Genomic DNA, 17,616 nt, shown 5'->3' on the forward strand with positions numbered 1-17,616 from the left:
CCCCGCATTCCCAGCCGCAAGTTCTTCCGGCAGTAATCGGTGGACGGCGCCGTTTCGACGCCGTCAAGCTGGTTTGAGTATGGCGAACGCAATACGCCGGCCGCGCTGACCGTTGAGCGATTGCGGCCGCATCTTGCCTCGCTCGGCATCACCCGACTGGCGCGCCAGACTGGCCTCGACCGTATTGGCATCCCCTGCTTCTCAGCCATTCGGCCCGCTGGACTGACGCTTAGCGTCAGCCAGGGAAAGGGGCGCGACGATGCCAGCGCCATGGCATCGGCGCTGATGGAGGCCGCCGAGTTCACCATTGCCGAGCGATCGGAAGTCCCTTCGCGGCTTGCCACTGCCGATGCCCTTCGGCTGGCCGGCGAGAGCTACTACGATGCGGCCCGCCTCTTGCCACCCGATCGCCCGCTGCCCACCGGCGCGCCGATCCGCTGGCTGCAGGGAAGCAGTTGGCCCCACAATGAGCCCCTCTGGATCCCCCGCGACGCCCTGACGATCGGCGAGGACGCCGCCGACCTGCCGGAAGTTGGCCGCAGCACCAACGGCCTCGCCTCGGGCAACACCACTGAGGAAGCGCTGTTTCACGCCATCTGCGAGCTGGTGGAGCGAGACGCCACCTCCCTGTGGTCACTCCTCCCCGACGCCGCGAGGCTCGCGACGGAGTTCCCGATCGAGGCCGTGGATGATGCCGTGATCAGGGCATTCGGCAAACAGATAGGGGATGCCGACCTCGAGCTTCGGCTGTTCGACCAGACCACGAACCTCGGCGTTCCGTGCGTCATGGCAGTGATCAGCGAGCGTGCCTCCGACACCGCCAGATTGTTCGATATCGCCGCCGGCTATGGCTGCCACCCGACTGGCACCCGCGCCATTGGCCGCGCCATCACCGAAGCGGCGCAGACCAGAATTACCAACATCGCGGGCGGTCGGGACGATTTCCTGCCCGCCGAGTATTTCGAGCAGGCAGACGAGTCGATCGCGTTCCTGGAGCATCCTGGCCCAGGCGAGGCGCGCCCCCCCGCTTGGCTGCCCCCTGATACGCCATTGCCGCAATTGCTCGAGCAGTTGGCGGAGCGCATTGGGCCGACCGCCGAGATCGTCTGGAGCGAACTGGGCGGTGCCCCCTACGGCATCTCAGTGGTGCGGGCGCTTTCTGCGGTGCTCGAGGACAGGGAAACCAACGTCAACTGGTCACCTGGTCGGCGGGCGCTCGAGGTGCTGGCGCTATGAGGGTGCTGTTCGTCGGGCCATCGCTTTACGGCGAAACGCCGGATCTGGCGGGTATCTCGATCCGCCCGCCGGCAAAGCAGGGAGACATCGCCCAAGCCGTCCTCGACGGCGCCGAGGCCATCGGCCTGGTTGATGGTTTTTTCGATGCCGTGGCGGCGCCGTGGCACAAGGAAATCCTCTTCGCCCTCGCACGCGGGGTGACCATGCTCGGATCATCCTCGATGGGGGCGCTTCGTGCGGCCGAATGCGCGGCGTTCGGCATGGTTCCCATCGGCGAAATTGCCCAGGCGTACTACAGCGGGGCTCTCGACGATGATGCCGCGGTCGCGATTTCCCACGGCCCCGAAGAACTCGGCTACCCTCCGTTGACCGAGCCGCTGGTCAACGTAAAGCCGACGCTCGATCGATTGCGCCACCGGCAACTTATCTCCGAGGCGGAACAGCTGCGCATCTGGGACCGAGCCTGTCGGCTCTATTTCAAGGACCGCCCGCTGGAAGCGCTGCTCCCCCCAGACGAGCGCCAGGAAATCCTTGCCGCCTATCGCGAGCACCGGGTCAACCGCAAGGCCGAGGACGCGCTGCTGCTGATCGCCGAGCTGAAGCGCAGCACCGTACGCGGCAGCCCGCCCTCGGTAGAGCCGCAGCATCCTTCGTTCTTTTCCAGGCACATCCTCCCTGGCATGCTCGGGTGACGCCAGTTGCGTTCAACGAGCGAGACATCAGGCCCACGGTCAGCCACACTGCCCCACCGGCTCAACGGCCATGCGGATGATTCCGATCTTTGAGTGGTGCGGGCGGTGGGACTCGAACCCACACGGGGATACCCCCTCCGGATTTTAAGTCCGGTATGTCTACCATTCCATCACGCCCGCGGCCGCTGAGCACTGCCACATCGGCTCGGACACTGACAACCACACAATTTGCCGCCATAGTCATTGGCGGCAGAAGGAGAGTGCACCGTGCCCAACGCGCGACCGAACCTGGTCGGAGTCAACATCTACGGCGGCCTTGGGAACCAGATGTTCCAGTACGCGGCCGGGTTGACCCTGTCGGAGCGACTCGGGACGGAGCTGTGTTTCGACATCCGCCACTACGAGCGCAGGGATCGCGGCGACCGCCGGCTGGGCCTGCGCGACTTTGGCATCGAGCTGCAATCGGCGCGGGTGCCGCCATTCAAGATCGGCCGCCGAATCGGCGCCGCGCTGCGGCTGTTGCCCAACCCCTTCCGCGGCGGCTCACGACTCGTCAGCATCGAGGGGTTTGATCCACGGTTTTTCGAGTTGAAGGCCCCCGCCGCCTTGTCCGGCTTCTTCCAATCCTGGCACTATTTCGAAGGGCACGAGGCATCGGTTCGCCGGGCATTCGACGTGCAACGGCTCGCAACGCCGCGAACCGCCGAACTCGCCGCCGAGATCGCGGCGGCGAAAAACCCTGTCGCCGTCCATATCCGGCGTGGCGATTACACTGACTCGCCCGAGACGATTGCCTTCTTCGGTCTGCTCCATGCCGACCACTATTTCAGGGCGAAATCCGCCCTGGAAGCGAGAGTGGAGGAGCCCACCTACTTCCTGTTCAGCGACGATGTCGACATCGCAAAAGCCGAACTGGCAGGCTGGCCGGGGTTGCGGCCGGTGACCGGCTTCTCGGCCTACGAGGATATGTTCCTCATGTCCTCGTGCCGGCACTTCATCATCGCGAACTCGACCTTCAGCTGGTGGGCCGCGTGGCTTGGCGCCGCGCCGGACAAGCTGGTTATCGGGCCCCAGCAGTGGTTCGGGCCGGACTATCCGTATCCGGTCGATCCGACCGATCGCTCGCCGCCGGGCTGGCTTCTGGTCTGAACCGTCAGTCATCGAGACTCATTGCGTGCCGTAAACCCTGACATCAGCCGTCAGGGTCGGTGCACTATCCCTGTCGCTCCAACCTGGCACAGGAGGCCGACATGCAGTTCATCGACCGCTACCCCATCACCGTCACGGACCAGTTCATCGCCTGCCGTGATTTCTGGGCCAGGCACCTGAGCTTTTCGGTGATCTTCGAGAACGAGTGGTTCGTGCTGATGCAGGCCGATGGCGCCAGCATCGCCTTCATGTCGCCCAGCCACCCGTCGTGGCCGCCGGGCCCCGAGGGCTACACCGCCGGCACCAGCATGGAGCTCGAGGTGCAGGACGCCGCGGCGGCGTTGGAAGAGGTTCGCGCCACCGGCAAGGAACCCGACTACCCGTTGACCGACGAACCCTTCGGCCAGCGCCGCTTCAGCCTGAAGGACCCGTCTGGTCTCTGGATCAACGTGGTGCAGCAGCTTTAGCTGCTACACAGAGCCGAGCGGCTTGTAGTCAATCGATCCCTCTAGCAACTCGGCGCGGTCTATCCTGCCACCGCTCCAGTATCGAAACTCGAGCGGGGCATATGTGCCCGAAAGTTCCAGTTCATACTCGATCGTATCGAGGACCGAGTACCGATCCTCTTGGCGATTGTGGACGATGACGAGCGGTCGTTGACCAGGTCATCAGCGAACGCCCAAGCCACTTGCTCGGGAGTTCGCCCCTTGGCGTCGAACATATCGGGGTGCTGGTGCCAATCCGACTCTTCGAAACCAAACGCCAGGCTACCATCATCATACCGCTCGATGCGGATGTGGAGGAGGCCGTCAGGACTTGTGCGGCGATCAAGAACCTCCGCCCCAGTCATGATCAGTCCGTGGCGCCGGAGATCGGCGGCACATAGGCCACGTCGAGATCCCACGGGAAGAAGATCCAGGTGTCCTGGCTTACTTCGGTGATGAAGGTGTCGACCATCTCGCGGCCCTTCGGCTTGGCATAGACAGTGGCGAAATGCGCGCCGGGGAGCATGTCGCGCACCACGCGCGCCGTGGCTCCGGTATCTACCAGGTCGTCGACGATCAGGATCTTGCCGCCATTGCGGGCCTTTTCCAGCAGCTCCGGGGCGATTGGCTTCAGCACCTTGATGCCGCTCTGGTTCTGATGGTCGTAGCTCTTCACCGCGACGCTCTCGACCACCCGAATGTTCAGCTCGCGCGCCACGATCGCAGCCGGCACCAGGCCACCGCGGGTGATCGCCACCAGCGCATCGAACGGCCCAAGCGCCTGCAGCCGCCAGGCAAGCGCCCGGCTGTCGCGGTGGAACTGGTCCCAGGTGACTGGGAAAGATTTCTGCTGGGTCTGGTTCACTTGCTTCTCCTGGACGGCCCGGCCGCCTCGATCTCAAACGGGGGCCCCTGCGGGCCGGAAACTCAGTAGGCCTCGACTTCCGTCGAAAGCCCGGCAGCGCGATGCGCCTCGGCGACCATCTCGCGCACCCGGCCGGCGGCCTCGGCGAGCCGCGCCTCGTCGGACGAGCGCAGCACCAGCTCGGTCATCACGAAAGTCTGCCCCATCTGCGGGTAGCTGCCCATCTTTACATCGGGGAACTCGTCCTGGATGCGGCCAAGCGGACCACCAATGCTGCCCTCGCCCACGCCGCACCGGATGGTGATCGATTTCACCTTCTTGCCGCCCTGCAAGGTCGGCGCGATCGCCTCGAGCATGGCCAGCATGATCTTGGGTACGCCGGCCATGACGTGGACATTGCCGATGCGGAAGCCCGGCGCGGCGCTCACCGAGTTGACGATCAGCGTTCCGCCTTCGGGAATTCGCGCCATGCGCAGCCGCGCCTCGTTGACCTCGGTGCCGGTCTGCTTCCAGCGCGCTTCCAGCATGGCGCGCGCCTCGTCGTTGATCGGCAGCTTGACACCGAACGCTTTGGCGATGGCGTCGGCGGTGATGTCGTCATGCGTCGGCCCGATGCCGCCGGTAGTGAAAACGTAGGTGTAGCGCGCCCGTACGGCGTTCACCGCGGCGATGATATCGTCCTCGACGTCGGAAACGACGCGCACTTCCCTGAGTTCGATCCCGAGCTCGGTGCAGAAATCCGCCGTCGCGCCGATGTTCACATCCTTAGTCCGGCCGGACAGGATTTCATCGCCGATGACAACGAGGGCGGCGGTAACGGCTTCGGGCGATGGCATGGTGGCCCCGGATTTGCGAGGCACAATGCATTGCCTCACCAAAGCCCGAAAGGTCAAGCAATCCGGCGGGTCATCGGTGCCGGTGCCCACAGTATTGCCGTGGGCTGGCAACGCCAACACACTTCCAATCCTGGGCCCGAACGCCTACTTTCGTTTCGAACGGAGCTGCCATGATCACCTACGTCGAAGCCGAAACCAAAAGCCGCCGCACCTCGGGTGTCATCCCGCTGCACGGCGAAGCGGGCTTCAACGGCATGCGCAAGGCCGGTCGCCTGACCGCCGAAGCGCTCGACCTGCTGGTCGATGCGGTGAAGCCCGGCGTCACCACCGCGGCGCTAGATCGGCTCGCCTACGAGTTCGCCCGGGATCACAACGCGATCCCGGCAACGCTGTTCTACAAGGGCTACCGCCACTCGATCTGCACTTCGATCAACCACGTCGTCTGCCACGGCATCCCCGAGGAGCGGCCGTTGCGTGAAGGCGACATCGTCAACATCGACCTGACCTTGATCGTCGACGGCTGGTACGGCGACAGCTCGCGCATGTACCCGGTCGGCGAGATCAGCCGTAAGGCCGAGCGCCTGATCGACGTCACCTATGCCGGCCTCGCCGCCGGTATCGCTGCGGCCAAGGCAGGCGCCACCACCGGCGATATCGGCGCCGCCATCCAGGCGCTGGCGGAAGCCGAGCGGATGAGCGTAGTGCGCGATTTCGTCGGCCACGGCGTGGGGCAACTGTTCCACGACGAGCCCAACATCATGCATTTCGGCGTGCCGGGCACCGGTGTGCCGCTGAAGCCCGGCATGATCTTCACCATCGAGCCGATGATCAATCTGGGCCGCCCGCACGTCAAAATCCTCGCCGATGGCTGGACCGCGGTAACCCGCGACCGCACGCTCTCGGCCCAGGCCGAACACTCTATCGGCATCACCGAGACCGGCGTCGAGATCTTCACCTCCTCGCCGCGGGGGCTGTTCAACCCGCTCGATGCCCGTCGCTGACCGATGAGCGAGGGGGAGAAGCCATCGCCGGATGGACTCGGCGAGGCGGCTCCGCCCCACTATCTCGGCCATCGCGAACGTGCCCGGCAGCGGTTTCTCCAACTCGGCGAGCAACACATCGAGGATTACGAGCTGCTGGAGCTGATCCTGCAGATCGTCATCCCGCGCAAGGATACCAAGCCGCTCGCCAAGGAGCTTATCAGAGCGTTCGGCTCATTTTCCGGCGTGTTCTCAGCCACCCCGCAGCAGCTCGACGAGATCAAAGGCCTCGGGCTGGTCTCGGCCACCAACCTCAAGATCATCCAGGCCGCCGCCCAGCGCTTCGCGCGCGATCGCATGGTGCCGGACATGCCGGTCCTCAACTCATGGAGCACGCTGATCGATTATTGCCGCGCCCAGATGGCGTTCAACGATATCGAGCAGTTCCGCATCCTCTTCCTCGACAAAAAGAACCGCCTGATCGCCGACGAAGTGCAGCAGACCGGCACGGTCGACCACGCCCCGGTCTATCCGCGTGAAGTGATCAAGCGCTCGCTGGAACTGAGCGCCAGCGCGCTGATCCTGGTGCACAACCACCCCTCGGGCGATCCAACGCCTTCGCAGGCGGACGTTGAGATGACCCTGAGGATCAACGACGTCGCCCGGCCGCTGGGGATTACGGTGCACGACCACATCATCATCGGAAAGTCGGGCCACGCATCGATGAAGGGGCTGAAGCTCATCTGACGGTTCGTCCCAGCGTGCCGATCACCAGCGCTGCAACGAGCAGAACCGCGGCGACGGCGAACGTGATGTGCATCCCGCCCGCGACCGCGTCCGCAGATGCCGTCGTGATATCCGCCGCCGCCGACCCGAACGCGAACACCGCCCCCATCACGGACGCTCCGGTGATCAGACCGAGATTGCGTGACAAGTTGAGCATCCCCGAGACGACGCCCCGCTCGCCGGCGCCAGCAGCCATCATGACCCCGCTGTTATTGGCCGCCTGAAACAGCTGATAGCCCGGCGTCAGGACGACCATGGCAGCAATATAGCCGGCGACACCGAACGCCACCGGAATCGCAGCGAGCCCAACCACGCCGGCCACCATCGCGACGAGCCCGACGATGACCATCAGTCGCGCGCCGAGGCGGTCGACCATCCGCCCCGCCAGCACGCCACTCAGCGCCGAAACGACTGGGCCAACCGACATCGCGATGCCAACCAGTGCGGCGTCGAGCCCCAGCGCATGGGACAGATAGAACGGCCCGACCACCAGCGTCGCCATCATTACCGTCGACACCAATGCACTCATGGCGAGGCTGGCGCCGAGTCCAGACCGGTGGAGCATCGCCGGCCGGATCAATGGCGACGCGGCTTTCGTCTCGGCCAGCAAGAAGACCCCCACTCCGAACCCGGCAGCTGCCAGCAGGGCGATATTGAGCGACCCGAAGTTCCCCCGCCCGATGGTCATGGCCAGGGCATATGCCGCCAGCGTCATGGCGAGCAGCAGGGTACCCACCCCGTCGAAGCCGCCCCGCCGCACTGTCGCAGCGCGGCCATCGACCGGGAGGCAGCAGTACGCGAGGACGAACGCCACCAGACCGAGCGGGACGTTGACCAGGAAGATTGCCCGCCAGTCGAACCCGGCAATCAGCAGACCACCAAGCGAGGGGCCGAGCGCCGTACCGACAGCCGACATGGTCCCGAGCAACCCCATGGCCCTGCCCGTCTGCGCCTTCGCCACCGTATCCCCGACAAATGCCATCGCCAGCGCCATCATGATGGCAGCGCCGAGCCCCTGTAACGCCCGGGCGGCGACCAGCAGGGACAGGCTGGGGGCTGCACCGCAGGCCACTGAGGCAATGGTGAACAGCGCAATCCCGCCCAGCAGCAGGCGCCGACGGCCGATGATGTCACCAAGCCGTCCCACGCTGACGATCAGGGTTGTGATGGCGAGCAGGTAGGCCAAGACGATCCACTGCACATCCTGGAACGAGGCATCGAGCGCCTCGGCCATTGTCGGCAACCCGACATTGGCAATGCTGGTACCAAGTGAGGACAGCAGCATCGCCAGCGACAGCGCGGCGAGGGCCAATCCGGGGCCTCGTACCGCGGCACGAATATCAGAACGCATCAGGCTCTCCTTGGTCAGCCCTGACTAGTTCTTTCCCTGGCATGGCGGAACACGCAGCATTTGCACTTCATTCGTGCGCTCAACGCCACATCACTATAGAGTCGGCGCATGTCGACGCCCGATCTCAACCTGCTCGTCACCCTCGATGTGCTCCTCGCTGAAGGCAGCGTGGCGCGCGCGGCCCGCCGGTTGCGCCTCAGCCCATCGGCAATGAGTCGGGCCCTGGCGCGATTGCGCGAGACCACCGGCGATCCGCTGCTGGTGCGGGCCGGTCGCGGCCTCGTGCCGACGCCGCGGGCGCTCGAACTCCGCGAGCGGGTCAGTCAGTTGGTGGGGGATGCGCAGGCGGTGCTGCGGCCGCAGGAGATGCTCGACCTCACGCGGTTGGATCGAACCTTCACGTTGCGAAGCAGCGACGGTTTCGTGGAGAACTTCGGACCAGAGCTCATTGCTCGCGTCAACCGAGAGGCGCCGGGCGTGCGGCTGTGGTTCGTGCAGAAAGCCGAAAAAGCAACCGGATCGTTACGCGATGGCAGCATCGACCTTGAAACCGGTGTGGTGGACCAGACGGCCGGGCCGGAGGTGCGGGCGGTCGCCCTGTTCCGAGACCGCTTCATCGGGGTCGTCAGGACGGGTCACCCACTGAGCGAGGCGGAGATCACGCCTGCCAGCTACGCTACCGGCCGACACGTTCATGCCTCGCGGCGCGGCCTCGGCAAGGGCTTGGTCGACGAAGCGTTGGAACAGCTTGGCTTGCAGCGCGAGATCGTTGCGATCGTCGCCGGCTTCGCAGCCGCTCTGGCTCTGGCACGTGCCTCGGAGCTGATCGCCACAGTTCCTGAGCGCCACACCGGAAATCTGCGTGCCGGAATGACCAGCTTTCAACTGCCGGTCGCCGTACCGGGGATCACAGTGTCATTGCTCTGGCATCCGCGACTGGATGCAGATCCGGCGCATCGCTGGTTGCGGAGCTGTGTCCGCGACATCTGCGCCGGACGAAGCAACGTGTCGGTCTAGTCTGACGCCTCAGGCACCGGGGCCGCGCTCCTGGCGGCCAGCATCCGCCCGCGAACCGCTTTCACCACGCCCATTACCGCCTTGTTGGCCTTGAGCTTCTGCCGCAGCACCTGCCAGCCGAAGTGCCCCTTGGCGGCAACCGCGCCCAACGTCGTCAGCGGCACGTAGTGCTGGCGCACCGGCAGCTTGAGGTTGCACCAGTGGCGCTTCTCGTCGGTGAAGCCGGCGCCCATGTCGAAGACACGGTAGCCGGCATCGAACACCGTCTGCATCACCCGCAGCAGGCACTGCTTGCCTGGCGAGCCGGTCTGGATCGTCGCGTCGTCGCTCATCGACGAGATGAGGCAGAACAGCCGCTCGCCATGCGCAATATTGTAGCGCACCGCGACGATCTCGCCATTGAGCCGCAGCACATGCAGGCGCACATCGATGCCGGCCGCCGACGACAGCGTCGCGTCGTAGAATGCCCGTACGCCTGGCTCGGCAAACGGATCCGGCACGCCCATGGCGACGAAGCGCGCCGCGCGCTGGCGGAACATCACCTCGAGGATCGGCAGGGCCTCCGGGCCACCACGCACCTCCTCGAACTCCACCTGCCCCAGCGCCTCGAGCCGCTCGCCCTGCTGGCGATCGTGCTTGCGGCGCGATTTCGAGCGCTGCGTGGTGTTGGCATCGTCCCAGCTCGCGAACTGCGCCCGATAGAGCGTCTCCGCCTCGATCGTCTGGCCGAGCTCGGCGAAGATGTCGACGCCCCCGACGAACAGCTGCGGCACCGATTTCAGGTAGATCAGGTCGGCGCCATCGAGCCGCTCCAGCATCGCCGACCACAGCGCCGCCCGCTCGACCGAGCCGAGCGTCGCGAGCCGCGCCGCATCGACCAGTGGCGCGTTGCAGCCGACATGGGCCCCTGGAAACCACGACAGCAGCCGTACCCCTTTGACGCGCCGCCGCCACAGCGGCAGCAGCGCCACCGGCTCGCCGTCGAAGGCGGCCGTCAGGTAGAACTGGTCGGCCTCGGCAATGCCGAACGCATTGACCCAGGCACGGGTGAAGGCGGCGCTCTGGCCGGGCGACTCGATCTGGCCGTCTTCCAGTGCCGCCCAGGTCGCCGCGACCTCGTCGATCCGATGCGCCAGCTGCACCGTCGCCACCGGCACCACGGTCAGGCGCTGGCGCTGCGGCCGCGGCGGCGTATCTTCTGCATAGGCTTCGAGAGCCATCGTCGCATCCTCGTCCAAGGTTGCGGCGACTATCGCGAGCGGCAGTGAATGGGCTGTTGACGGAACCGTGATCGATCGGTTCGGCGTCAGATTTCGGCAGCGACGGTTAAGCCGCGCTTACCCGAATTGCTGCAGAACCGGGAAGGTCTCGAGGAACCAGTAGGAAATGCGGGTGAACTGCCCGGTGAGGAACAAGAGCCCAGTAACCACCAACAGCGCCCCCATCACCTTCTCGACCATCCCCAGGTGCTTCTTGAAGCCGGAAAAGAAGGTGAGGAACGGTCCGATGGCGATACCGGCGAGCAGGAACGGCACGCCCAGCCCGAGCGAGTAGAGCCCGAGCAACGCGGCGCCATCGAGCGCCGTTTCCTTGGTCGAGGCCACTGCCAGGATCGCCGCCAGCACCGGCCCGATGCACGGCGTCCAGCCGACGGCGAAAGCCAGCCCGAGCAGGAACCCGCCGACCGGGCCACTGGCCACACCCGGACCATTGTGGCGCAACTGCCGGTCGAGGAAGGCGATCCGGTAGACGCCGAGGAAGTGCAGCCCCATGGCGATGATGAACAGCCCGGCGATCGGCGTGATGATCGGCAGCGCCTGGCGGAAGGCCTGCCCGAACGCCGTCGCCGTGGCGCCGAACAGGATGAAGACGATCGAGAACCCGGCGATGAAGAACAGCGAGGTGAAGACGCTCTTCCGCCAGATCACTCCAGCTGTGGCGCCATCGTCACGCAGCTGGTCGAAGCTCGCGCCGCTCATATAGGTGAGGTAGGGCGGCACCAGCGGCAGCACGCACGGGCTGAGGAAACTCAGCACCCCTGCCCCAAACACCAGCCAGAACGAAAACCCGTCCATCATGCCTCCGACAAATCGCGCGAAGTCATAGCCGGTTCGGGGCCGAAGGCAATGCGACGGGCCGCCGCTCGCTCTGATGTGAAGCAGCCCCTGCAAAACTTGACTGACGACATCATCTTTAATCTATTGCCGCCCGATAATGCTTTGAGGGATTTGAGATGAAACTGCTGCTTGCAACGCTGTCCCTGCTCGTCACCCTGGTCGCGCCCGCCCTGGCGCAGGATTTCCCGGTGACCGTCGCGCATATCTACGGCACCACCACGGTCCCGGCGAAGCCGCAGCGCGTCGTCTCGGTCGGCATGCACGAGCAGGATTTCCTCTATGCCCTCGGCATCGCGCCGGTCGGGGTGAAGGAGTGGTGGGGCGAACACCCCTATGCCACCTGGCCCTGGGCCGAGGCAGCCCGCAAAGCCCTCAACGCCACCCCCGAGGTGATGACCGCCGACGGCATCAACATCGAGTGGGTCGCCGCGCAGCGCCCCGACCTGATCATCGCCATCTACGTCACCATGGACGAGGCGATGTACCGGAACCTGTCGAAGATCGCGCCGGTGGTGGTGACGCCGGCCGGCTACCAGCACTGGGGTGCTCCGTGGCAGGCGGAACTGACCATCATCGACCAGGCGACCTCGGGCAACACCACGAAGTCGGATGCCATCGTCAAGTCGTTCGCTGACCGCTATGCCGCCGTTCGCGCCGAGTACCCCCAACTTGCCGGTAAGACCGGCACCAACCTTTACCTGAGGGAAGACGGCAGCTTCGACGCCTGGAGCAGCAATGACCTCGCCAGCAAGTTCCTGATCGAACTCGGCCTCAGCTTCCCGGCTGAACTCGACAAGCTGGCCCAGCCCGACAACCGCATCACCGTCAGCCCCGAATTCATCGAGCTGCTCGACATGGACGTAGCGATCTGGCCCGCCGACAATGCCGAGATCCAGCACAAGGTCGAAGCCATGAGCCTCTATCAAGGCCTGAAGCTCGCCACCGAGGGCCGCTCGATCTGGCTCGACGACGGCGCTGGCCTCGCCAGCGCCGCGATGAGCTGGCAGACGCCATTGTCGCTCGGCTACCTGCTCGACCTGCTGCCGCCCAAGCTCGCGGCGGCGCTGGACGGCGATCCGGTTACGGCTGTTCCGTAATTGGATCGAACCACCAAGTATGCCTAGAATTCGGTGTCATCCCTGCGAAAGCAGGGACCCATCCGTCAGCCCGTGCTGGCTGCAAGTTGGGTCCCTGCTTTCGCAGGGATGACATCGAGGTTGGGGCGGGGTATCAGCCACGTAAGCAACCCGCTTTTGCCCGACGAGGCCCCATGTCCCGCCCGATCCGCATCGCGCCTTCTATCCTGTCCGCCGATTTCACCCGGCTCGGCGACGAGATTCGCGCCATCGATGCGGGCGGCGCCGACTACATCCATGTCGATGTGATGGATGGGCACTTCGTCCCCAACATCACCATCGGCCCGCTGATCGTCTCGGCCATCCGACCGCTCACCAAAAAGCTCATCGACGTCCACCTGATGATCGCCCCGGCGGACCCCTATCTCGGCGCCTTCGCCAGGGCCGGCGCTGACTCGATCACCGTGCATGCCGAGGCCGGCCCGCATTTGCACCGCTCGCTGCAGGCGATCAGCGCCGAAGGCAAGCGTGCCGGCGTCGCCATCAACCCGGCCACCCCGGTTTCCGCCATCGAGCACGTTATCGGCGATGTCGACCTGGTGCTGGTGATGAGCGTCAACCCCGGCTTCGGCGGACAGAAGTTCATCCCCGAGAGCCTGAACAAGATCCGGCAGGTGCGTGCGCTGATCGGCAATCGCCCGATCGACCTCCAGGTCGATGGCGGCGTAACCGAGCACAATGCCAAGGCCCTCGCCGATGCCGGCGCCGACCTCTATGTCGCCGGCACCTCGGTATTTGCCGGCAACGACCCAAAAACCTATGCCGGCCGCATCGCGGCCATCCGCAACGCCGCTACCGCCGTTACCGCGTAACGTATCGATTACGCGAACAAAGAGCCATAAGCCCATGATTCCGCGCTATTCCCGCCCCGAAATGGTCGCCATCTGGTCACCCGAGACCCGCTTCAAGATCTGGTTCGAGATCGAAGCGCACGCGACCACCAAGCTGGCCGAACTCGGTGTGGTGCCGAAGGAGGCTGCGGAAACCATCTGGGCCAAGGGCGGCAACGCCACTTTCGACGTCGAGCGCATCGATGAGATCGAGCGCACCACCAAGCACGACGTCATCGCCTTCCTGACGCACGTGTCGGAAATCGTCGGCCCCGAGGCCCGGTTCCTGCACCAGGGCATGACCTCGTCCGACGTGCTCGACACCTGCCTCGCGGTGCAGCTGGCCCGCGCCTCGGACATCCTGCTCGGCGATATCGACCGGCTGCTGGCGGCGATCAAGAAGCGCGCCAAGGAGCACAAGTACTCGATCACCATCGGCCGCAGCCACGGCATCCACGCCGAGCCGACCACCTTCGGCATCAAGCTGGCCGAGGCCTATGCCGAGTTTGCCCGCAACCGCGCCCGGCTCGTCGCGGCGCGCGCCGAAATCGCCACGGCCGCCATCTCCGGCGCCATCGGCACCTTCGCCAATATCGACCCACAGGTCGAAGCCTATGTCGCCGAAAAGCTGGGGCTGAAGCCCGAGCCGATTTCCACCCAGGTGATCCCCAGGGACCGCCACGCCATGTTCTTTGCCACGCTCGGCGTCATCGCCTCGTCGATCGAGCGCATCGCCACCGAGATTCGTCACCTGCAGCGCACCGAAGTGCTGGAAGCCGAGGAGTTCTTCTCGCCCGGCCAGAAGGGCTCGTCGGCCATGCCGCACAAGCGCAACCCGGTGCTGAGCGAAAACCTCACCGGCCTCGCCCGGCTCGTCCGCGGCATGGTCACCCCGGCGCTCGAGAACGTGGCGCTCTGGCACGAGCGCGATATCTCGCACTCCTCGGTCGAGCGGATGATCGGGCCCGATGCCACGGTCACGCTGGATTTCGCGCTGAACCGTCTCGTCGGCCTGATCGACAACCTGCTGGTCTATCCCGAGAACATGAAGCGCAACCTCGATCTGCTCGGCGGGCTGCATAACTCGCAGCGCGTGCTGCTGGCGCTGACCCAGGCCGGCCTCAGCCGTGAGGATTCCTATGCCGCAGTGCAGCGCAACGCCATGCAGGTCTGGCAGGCCCGCGGCGACCGCGCCGGGCTGTTCGCGCAGCTGCTGAAATCCGATCCCGAGGTTTCCGCCAAGCTGAGCGCCTCGGACATCGACGCCATGTTCGACGATTTCTACCACCTGAAGCATGTCGACGCGCTGTTCGAGCGCGTCTTCGGACCGGAGGTGTGATGGCGGTCGTCTACGCGCGCGAAGCTGCCCTGCCCGTCGACGACTATATCGACGTGGTCGGCCACAGCGCGCTCGGAGCGACCCGGCCGATCAATGATCGCGACCGCATCGCCGCAATGATCGAGGGCGCCGACCTGATCGTCAGCGCCCGCCTCGACGGTCGCTGCGTCGGCCTTGCCCGTTGCCTCACCGATTTCGCCTGGGTCGCCTATTGCGGCGATCTCGCCGTGCACGACGATTTCCAGGGCCGCGGCATCGGCAAGGGCCTGCTTGAGGCCTGCCGCGAGCACTTGGGCGACGGCGTCGGTATGGGGCTGCTCTCTGTTCCCGGCGCGGTCGGCTTTTACGACAAACACGGGCCGTCGGTGGATCTCCACCCCTATGGCCACGCCTACTTCATGAACCGAAAGCGCGGCTTATGAGAATTGCGGACGCAGACATCCTGATCCTGCCCGGGCTCGGCAATTCCGGCGCAGGCCACTGGCAGCGCCGCTGGGCTGATCGCTTCTCCACCGGCCGCATCGTCGAGCAGGACGAGTGGGATGACCCGGATCTGCGCGACTGGACCGCCGCGATCGTCGAAGCGGTAGAAGCCGCCGAGCGACCCGTGGTGCTGATTGCCCATTCGCTGGCCGTCTCGGCGCTGGTGCATGCCGCGCCGCGCTTTCCAGCCGGCAAGGTCAAGGGCGCCCTCCTCGTCTCGCCGCCCGATCACGAAGGGCCCGGCTTCCCGCGCGAAGGCCGCAGCTTCGACAACGTGCCGACCGACCCGCTGCCCTTCCCCTCGCTGTTGGTGGTCTCGACCAACGACAGCTACGTCTCCCCCAACCGCGCCGCCGATATGGCCACCGCCTGGGGCTCCGAACTGCACTTTGCCGGCGAAGCCGGCCACATCAACCTCGCCTCCGGCCATGGCCCCTGGCCCGAGGGCTTGTTGATGTTCACCCGCCTGATGCAGCGGATCTAGCTGCGCGTAGTTGCGAATGATTCGCATCTGCGATAACTTCGCTGGATGTGGCCGTTCCTGACTGATCCGCCCTCGTTCGTCCAACTGGTCGTGCTGATCAGCAGCCTGATCGTCGGCCTGTCTCACATCTTGCAGCCGGCACTTTGGGGCGAGTACTTCGCCGACCTCCGCGCCCGTGGCCGCGCCGGGCTGGTGAGCAAGATCATGCAGGTCGAGCTGTGGTCGGCGTTGCTGATCGTCAGCCTGCACCAAGTATGGGCGGGTCCGGCGATCGTCGTCACCATATATGGCTGGTTGCTGCTGTTGAAGGTGACCATCGGGTTGACCCTGCCCAACCTCGGCATGGCGTCGATGGGCATCCCCGAGCGGGCTCCCAGAAGCTTCATACCGGCCGGCGTGCTGATGCTGGCAATCGGCGCCGCAGCGGGCGCCGCACTGTTCTGGCCGACCTGACCGCTACATCGCCGAGAACTGCGCTACCACCTTGCCTGCGGCGTCGCTGAGGAACAGCTTCTTCTGCTCGGCATCGATCCGGTAGGTGCGGGTGTCGGCAAGCGCGGCGTGGAGCTTCATTTCCTGGTCCATCGCGGCTTCGGTGCAGGCCATCATGGTCGAGGCCAGATCGCCGAAGCTGATCTTGTCACCGTCGATCGTAGCGCTGCCGCTGAAGCGGTTGCAGCCGCCATTGCCGGAGACCTTGCCGTCCGCGGCGATCTCCAGTGTGGTCTGCAGGTTGTCGATCACCCCGCCGCCATTGATGTCCTCGGCCAGCCACGCGCCGGCCAGCGGCAGCGTCGCAGCTTCGCTGCTCGCGACGCGCTGCACCAGCAGCTCGACGCCGGCGGCCTGCGGATCGAACGTGTGGCGCTCTGTGGTGGTGAACATCAACTCGTCGCCCGCGGTGATGCTGGCCCGCCAGGCATAGGTGCGCCCGGCCTCGATCTGCGCCGGATCATAGTCGATGCTGAAGGCGGTGGGGCTGGTGCTCGCTGGCACGCTGGTTTCTGCAATCACTCTGGCCGGCGCGTCGGCAAGCGACACATCCTCGAGCCGCACCGTCGCCACGGCGCCCTCGGGCAACAGCATCCGCTCGCGATAGACGACGTTGCCGGTGATCGTCGCGCCGTCGGCCAGTGCAACGCCGGCGATCGAGGCCAGCATCACGCCGGCAATCAGCGCCATGGCAGGGCGCCGGCCCATGAGCAGTGTGCTTTCCATCTCGATCCTCCTGCGGAGGTCAAGACAAAACGCCTCGCGCCTATGGGGCGCAAGGCACAAATCCGGACGATGGTTTCGGGTGGCTTACCGGGAGGGTATCAACCCTCGTTGAGCACCTGGTCGCGCGCCACGGGGACGAGCTCCGCCATCTTCTGGCGAATCATGTCGTCGGACACCGAAGCGCCCTTGGCCTTCAGGTCGCCCGAGATCTTGCGGAACACGTCCTCGTCGCCGGCTTCCTCGAAGTCGGAAGCCACAACTTCGGCAGCGTACTGCTTGGCGTGCTCTTCGCTCAGGCCCATATGCTCGGCGGCCCACAGCCCCAGCAGCTTGTTGCGACGCGCCTCAGCCTTGAAGCGCAGTTCCGAGTCGTGAGCAAACTTCGCTTCCTGACCCTTTTCGCGATCGTTGAATCCCGACATCTACGCTCTCCGCAAATCTGCCCGGCAGTCGGGCGCCCTCGATGGGTTTGCACATAAGCTGGACCGCCAGCCAAATCAACGGGTGGCGGTCGCGGCATTTGGTCAATCCGATCAACGATCCACGGCGCCATTGGATGCGCGTGAAGCGCCGGCATCCCCCAATTTGGTGAGTTCGGCGCGACGTGCCACT

At 65.4% G+C, this 17,616-nt stretch carries 20 protein-coding genes and 1 tRNA gene; 13 read left to right on the plus strand and 8 right to left on the minus strand.

Features of this window, described 5'->3' with window-relative positions; translation table 11 throughout:
- Positions 1–39 precede the first annotated feature (39 nt).
- Together ASC89_RS17770 and ASC89_RS17775 are read left to right on the plus strand one after the other, a co-directional pair.
- Positions 40–1,236, plus strand: coding sequence for a YcaO-like family protein (locus tag ASC89_RS17770; protein ID WP_056000235.1), 1,197 nt, complete (start codon positions 40–42; stop codon positions 1,234–1,236).
- Positions 1,233–1,928 carry a TfuA-like protein gene (locus tag ASC89_RS17775; protein WP_056000238.1) on the plus strand — a complete coding sequence of 232 codons (696 nt, stop codon included), beginning with the start codon at positions 1,233–1,235 and terminating at the stop codon, positions 1,926–1,928. Before ASC89_RS17770 ends, ASC89_RS17775 begins: the two co-directional genes overlap by 4 nt.
- Before the next feature lie 94 nt (positions 1,929–2,022).
- Here ASC89_RS17775 and ASC89_RS17780 read toward each other — a convergent pair.
- Positions 2,023–2,108 (minus strand) — tRNA-Leu (locus ASC89_RS17780).
- A gap of 87 nt (positions 2,109–2,195) precedes the next feature.
- On the opposite strand from ASC89_RS17780, the gene ASC89_RS17785 reads away from it, so the two are divergent.
- On the plus strand, positions 2,196–3,077 hold the full coding sequence (locus tag ASC89_RS17785) for an alpha-1,2-fucosyltransferase (RefSeq protein ID WP_055882098.1): 882 nt from the start codon (positions 2,196–2,198) through the stop codon (positions 3,075–3,077).
- A 101-nt stretch (positions 3,078–3,178) separates the two neighbouring features.
- Positions 3,179–3,544, plus strand: a complete 366-nt coding sequence (locus tag ASC89_RS17790; protein ID WP_055882101.1) for a VOC family protein — start codon at positions 3,179–3,181, stop codon at positions 3,542–3,544.
- Between the two features lie 385 nt (positions 3,545–3,929).
- Here ASC89_RS17790 and gpt read toward each other — a convergent pair whose 3' ends face one another.
- Positions 3,930–4,427 carry a xanthine phosphoribosyltransferase gene (gene gpt, locus ASC89_RS17800; protein WP_055882106.1) on the minus strand — a complete coding sequence of 166 codons (498 nt, stop codon included), beginning with the start codon at positions 4,425–4,427 and terminating at the stop codon, positions 3,930–3,932.
- A gap of 62 nt (positions 4,428–4,489) precedes the next feature.
- Positions 4,490–5,263: a molybdopterin-binding protein gene (locus ASC89_RS17805; protein WP_056000241.1), complete on the minus strand. Its 774-nt coding sequence runs from the start codon at positions 5,261–5,263 to the stop codon at positions 4,490–4,492.
- A gap of 170 nt (positions 5,264–5,433) precedes the next feature.
- Between ASC89_RS17805 and map the strand changes: the two genes are divergently transcribed.
- Together map and radC are read left to right on the plus strand one after the other, a co-directional pair.
- A complete protein-coding gene (gene map, locus ASC89_RS17810) occupies positions 5,434–6,264 on the plus strand; it encodes a type I methionyl aminopeptidase (RefSeq protein WP_156384676.1) in 831 nt (276 codons plus the stop codon).
- A 3-nt stretch (positions 6,265–6,267) separates the two neighbouring features.
- Positions 6,268–6,990 carry a DNA repair protein RadC gene (gene radC, locus ASC89_RS17815; RefSeq protein ID WP_056000246.1) on the plus strand — a complete coding sequence of 241 codons (723 nt, stop codon included), beginning with the start codon at positions 6,268–6,270 and terminating at the stop codon, positions 6,988–6,990.
- Here radC and ASC89_RS17820 read toward each other — a convergent pair.
- Entirely contained in the window at positions 6,983–8,380 is a 1,398-nt protein-coding gene (locus ASC89_RS17820; RefSeq protein WP_056000248.1) for an MFS transporter, read from the minus strand. The genes radC and ASC89_RS17820 overlap by 8 nt on opposite strands.
- 108 nt (positions 8,381–8,488) lie before the next feature.
- Here ASC89_RS17820 and ASC89_RS17825 point away from each other — a divergent pair, with 108 nt between their 5' ends.
- Positions 8,489–9,397 (plus strand): LysR family transcriptional regulator, encoded by a 909-nt coding sequence (locus tag ASC89_RS17825; protein ID WP_056000251.1) that lies wholly within the window; start codon positions 8,489–8,491, stop codon positions 9,395–9,397.
- Here ASC89_RS17825 and ASC89_RS17830 read toward each other — a convergent pair.
- Together ASC89_RS17830 and ASC89_RS17835 are read right to left on the minus strand one after the other, a co-directional pair.
- On the minus strand, positions 9,394–10,617 hold the full coding sequence (locus ASC89_RS17830) for a GNAT family N-acetyltransferase (protein WP_055882119.1): 1,224 nt from the start codon (positions 10,615–10,617) through the stop codon (positions 9,394–9,396). The two genes, ASC89_RS17825 and ASC89_RS17830, sit on opposite strands and share 4 nt — an antisense overlap.
- A gap of 117 nt (positions 10,618–10,734) precedes the next feature.
- Positions 10,735–11,472, minus strand: a complete 738-nt coding sequence (locus ASC89_RS17835; protein WP_082528247.1) for a cytochrome c biogenesis protein CcdA — start codon at positions 11,470–11,472, stop codon at positions 10,735–10,737.
- 158 nt (positions 11,473–11,630) lie between these two features.
- Here ASC89_RS17835 and ASC89_RS17840 point away from each other — a divergent pair, with 158 nt between their 5' ends.
- From ASC89_RS17840 to ASC89_RS17865, 6 genes are all read left to right on the plus strand, one after another.
- Positions 11,631–12,611: an ABC transporter substrate-binding protein gene (locus tag ASC89_RS17840; protein WP_055882125.1), complete on the plus strand. Its 981-nt coding sequence runs from the start codon at positions 11,631–11,633 to the stop codon at positions 12,609–12,611.
- Between the two features lie 173 nt (positions 12,612–12,784).
- Positions 12,785–13,462 carry a ribulose-phosphate 3-epimerase gene (gene rpe / locus ASC89_RS17845; RefSeq protein WP_055882128.1) on the plus strand — a complete coding sequence of 226 codons (678 nt, stop codon included), beginning with the start codon at positions 12,785–12,787 and terminating at the stop codon, positions 13,460–13,462.
- Positions 13,463–13,496: 34 nt separating this feature from the next.
- Positions 13,497–14,819 (plus strand): adenylosuccinate lyase, encoded by a 1,323-nt coding sequence (purB, locus tag ASC89_RS17850; protein ID WP_055882131.1) that lies wholly within the window; start codon positions 13,497–13,499, stop codon positions 14,817–14,819.
- Entirely contained in the window at positions 14,819–15,241 is a 423-nt protein-coding gene (locus tag ASC89_RS17855; RefSeq protein WP_082533442.1) for a GNAT family N-acetyltransferase, read from the plus strand. The genes purB and ASC89_RS17855 overlap by 1 nt, the downstream gene beginning before the upstream one ends.
- Positions 15,238–15,786, plus strand: a complete 549-nt coding sequence (locus ASC89_RS17860) for an alpha/beta hydrolase (RefSeq protein WP_055882132.1) — start codon at positions 15,238–15,240, stop codon at positions 15,784–15,786. Before ASC89_RS17855 ends, ASC89_RS17860 begins: the two co-directional genes overlap by 4 nt.
- Before the next feature lie 45 nt (positions 15,787–15,831).
- A complete protein-coding gene (locus ASC89_RS17865; protein ID WP_055882134.1) occupies positions 15,832–16,239 on the plus strand; it encodes a hypothetical protein in 408 nt (135 codons plus the stop codon).
- 3 nt (positions 16,240–16,242) lie between these two features.
- On the opposite strand, the gene ASC89_RS17870 is transcribed toward ASC89_RS17865, so the two are convergent.
- Both ASC89_RS17870 and ASC89_RS17875 read right to left on the minus strand, forming a co-directional pair.
- On the minus strand, positions 16,243–17,004 hold the full coding sequence (locus ASC89_RS17870) for an META domain-containing protein (protein WP_055882136.1): 762 nt from the start codon (positions 17,002–17,004) through the stop codon (positions 16,243–16,245).
- 98 nt (positions 17,005–17,102) lie between these two features.
- Positions 17,103–17,426, minus strand: a complete 324-nt coding sequence (locus ASC89_RS17875) for a DUF1476 domain-containing protein (RefSeq protein WP_055882138.1) — start codon at positions 17,424–17,426, stop codon at positions 17,103–17,105.
- Positions 17,427–17,616 lie beyond the last annotated feature (190 nt).

Source organism: Devosia sp. Root413D1 (genome assembly GCF_001425235.1).
Taxonomy (GTDB): Bacteria; Pseudomonadota; Alphaproteobacteria; order Rhizobiales; family Devosiaceae; genus Devosia_A.

What these genes read in the sequence shown, in the direction of transcription:
- ASC89_RS17775 (WP_056000238.1), top strand. Translation starts at nt 1,233, where the DNA reads ATGAGGGTGCTGTTCGTCGGGCCATCGCTTTACGGCGAAACGCCGGAT.
- ASC89_RS17790 (WP_055882101.1), top strand. Translation starts at nt 3,179, where the DNA reads ATGCAGTTCATCGACCGCTACCCCATCACCGTCACGGACCAGTTCATC.
- ASC89_RS17805 (WP_056000241.1), bottom strand. Translation starts at nt 5,263, where the DNA reads ATGCCATCGCCCGAAGCCGTTACCGCCGCCCTCGTTGTCATCGGCGAT.
- map (WP_156384676.1), top strand. Translation starts at nt 5,434, where the DNA reads ATGATCACCTACGTCGAAGCCGAAACCAAAAGCCGCCGCACCTCGGGT.
- radC (WP_056000246.1), top strand. Translation starts at nt 6,268, where the DNA reads ATGAGCGAGGGGGAGAAGCCATCGCCGGATGGACTCGGCGAGGCGGCT.
- ASC89_RS17820 (WP_056000248.1), bottom strand. Translation starts at nt 8,380, where the DNA reads ATGCGTTCTGATATTCGTGCCGCGGTACGAGGCCCCGGATTGGCCCTC.
- ASC89_RS17825 (WP_056000251.1), top strand. Translation starts at nt 8,489, where the DNA reads ATGTCGACGCCCGATCTCAACCTGCTCGTCACCCTCGATGTGCTCCTC.
- ASC89_RS17830 (WP_055882119.1), bottom strand. Translation starts at nt 10,617, where the DNA reads ATGGCTCTCGAAGCCTATGCAGAAGATACGCCGCCGCGGCCGCAGCGC.
- ASC89_RS17835 (WP_082528247.1), bottom strand. Translation starts at nt 11,472, where the DNA reads ATGGACGGGTTTTCGTTCTGGCTGGTGTTTGGGGCAGGGGTGCTGAGT.
- ASC89_RS17840 (WP_055882125.1), top strand. Translation starts at nt 11,631, where the DNA reads ATGAAACTGCTGCTTGCAACGCTGTCCCTGCTCGTCACCCTGGTCGCG.
- rpe (WP_055882128.1), top strand. Translation starts at nt 12,785, where the DNA reads ATGTCCCGCCCGATCCGCATCGCGCCTTCTATCCTGTCCGCCGATTTC.
- purB (WP_055882131.1), top strand. Translation starts at nt 13,497, where the DNA reads ATGATTCCGCGCTATTCCCGCCCCGAAATGGTCGCCATCTGGTCACCC.
- ASC89_RS17855 (WP_082533442.1), top strand. Translation starts at nt 14,819, where the DNA reads ATGGCGGTCGTCTACGCGCGCGAAGCTGCCCTGCCCGTCGACGACTAT.
- ASC89_RS17860 (WP_055882132.1), top strand. Translation starts at nt 15,238, where the DNA reads ATGAGAATTGCGGACGCAGACATCCTGATCCTGCCCGGGCTCGGCAAT.
- ASC89_RS17865 (WP_055882134.1), top strand. Translation starts at nt 15,832, where the DNA reads ATGTGGCCGTTCCTGACTGATCCGCCCTCGTTCGTCCAACTGGTCGTG.
- ASC89_RS17870 (WP_055882136.1), bottom strand. Translation starts at nt 17,004, where the DNA reads ATGGAAAGCACACTGCTCATGGGCCGGCGCCCTGCCATGGCGCTGATT.
- ASC89_RS17875 (WP_055882138.1), bottom strand. Translation starts at nt 17,426, where the DNA reads ATGTCGGGATTCAACGATCGCGAAAAGGGTCAGGAAGCGAAGTTTGCT.